1 protein-coding gene is annotated in these 1,475 nt (G+C 62.1%); it reads right to left on the reverse strand.

Going from position 1 to position 1,475, the window contains the following annotated elements; translation table 11 throughout:
* On the reverse strand, positions 1 to 1,427 hold a 1,427-nt coding region (locus AB4Z11_RS31525; protein WP_442030093.1), incomplete at its 3' end, for an Ig-like domain-containing protein.
* Positions 1,428 to 1,475 lie beyond the last annotated feature (48 nt).

The raw sequence follows: 1,475 nt of genomic DNA on the forward strand, positions 1-1,475 counted from the left end.
GTGTCATGTGTGAGCGCGACAGTGGGCGCGGTCAGTGTTGTATCCAGTGTGAATTCCAGGCTCGCAGTTTTCGTGTTGCCTGCGGCGTCCGTGTCGGTCACACTCACCGTGTGAGCACCGTCAGCGAGCGCAGATGCGTCGTAAGCCGCCACGGTGACGCCATCGACCTTGATGGCGCGTGAGGCATCAGCATCCTTGGCGCCAAACGTCAGCGCGGCGTTGCTGGTGAGGTGGTCGGTGTCGTGGCCTACGGCGCCATCGGTCGTATCCTGTACCAGCGCGATGGTTGGCGCGGTCAGCGTGGTGTCGAGTGTGAAGTCGAGCGATGCCGATTTTGTGTTACCGGCAGCATCGGTATCCGTCACAGAGACATTGTGCGCGCCGTCAGCGAGAGCCGATGCATCGTAGGCCGCCACGGCGACGCCGTCGACTTTAACCACGCGGTTGGCATCGGCATCTTTTGCGCCGAAGGCCAGCGCGGCATTGTTCGTCAGATGGTCAGCGTCGTGACCGGCGGCACCGTCGCTGCTGTCCATCACCAATGCGACGGTTGGCGCAGTCAAGGTTGTRTCCAGCGTGAAGTCGAWMGTGGCGGATTKCGWATTGCCRGCGGCRTCGGTGTCGGTGACGCTCACCGAATGCGCGCCGTCTGCTAGTGTGGAGGCATCGTAGCTGTCGATCTGGCTGCCATCCACTTTGATGACGCGCGTAGCGTCAGCGTCCTTGACGCCGAATGCCAGTGCCGCATTGCTGGTGAGATGGTCKGCGTCATGYCCGGCCCCGCCGTCACTGGTGTCCTGCACCAGTGACACAGTCGGTGCGGTCAGCGTTGTGTCGAGTGTGAAGYCGAGCGATGCCGATTTTGTGTTACCCGCAGCATCGGTATCGRTCACAGAGACATTGTGTGCGCCGTCAGCGAGGGCCGACGCATCGTAGGCCGCCACGGCGACGCCGTCGACTTTAATTACGCGGTTAGCGTCAGCATCTTTGTCACCGAAGGACAGTGCGGCATTGCTGGTGAGATGGTCGGCATCATGCCCGGCTCCGCCGTCGCTGGTGTCATGCACCAAGGCCACCGTCGGTGCGGTCAGCGTTATGTCGAGTGTGAAGTCGAACGATGCCGATTTGGTGTTGCCTGCGGCATCCGTATCGGTCACGGACACGCTGTGAGCGCCGTTGGCGAGCAATGACGGATCGTAGCTTGCCACGGTCGTGCCGTCGACTTTAATGACGCGCGTCGCGTCAGCGTCTTGAACGTTGAACGCCAGGGCCGCATTGCTGGTAAGGTGATCGACATCATGGCCGGGCGCGCCGTCGGTCGTGTCCTGCACGAGTACCACGGTTGGCGCAGTCAGGGACGTATCCAGGGTGAAGCCCAGGCTGACCGAACTCGTATTCCCTGCCGCATCCGTGTCGGTCACGCTCACGGAGTGTGCGCCATCGGCTAGTTTCGAGGCATCGTAGCTGGCGACAGC

Origin of the sequence: Pseudoduganella sp. RAF53_2 (genome assembly GCF_052113985.1) — a bacterium.
Lineage (GTDB): Bacteria > Pseudomonadota > Gammaproteobacteria > Burkholderiales > Burkholderiaceae_D > Rugamonas.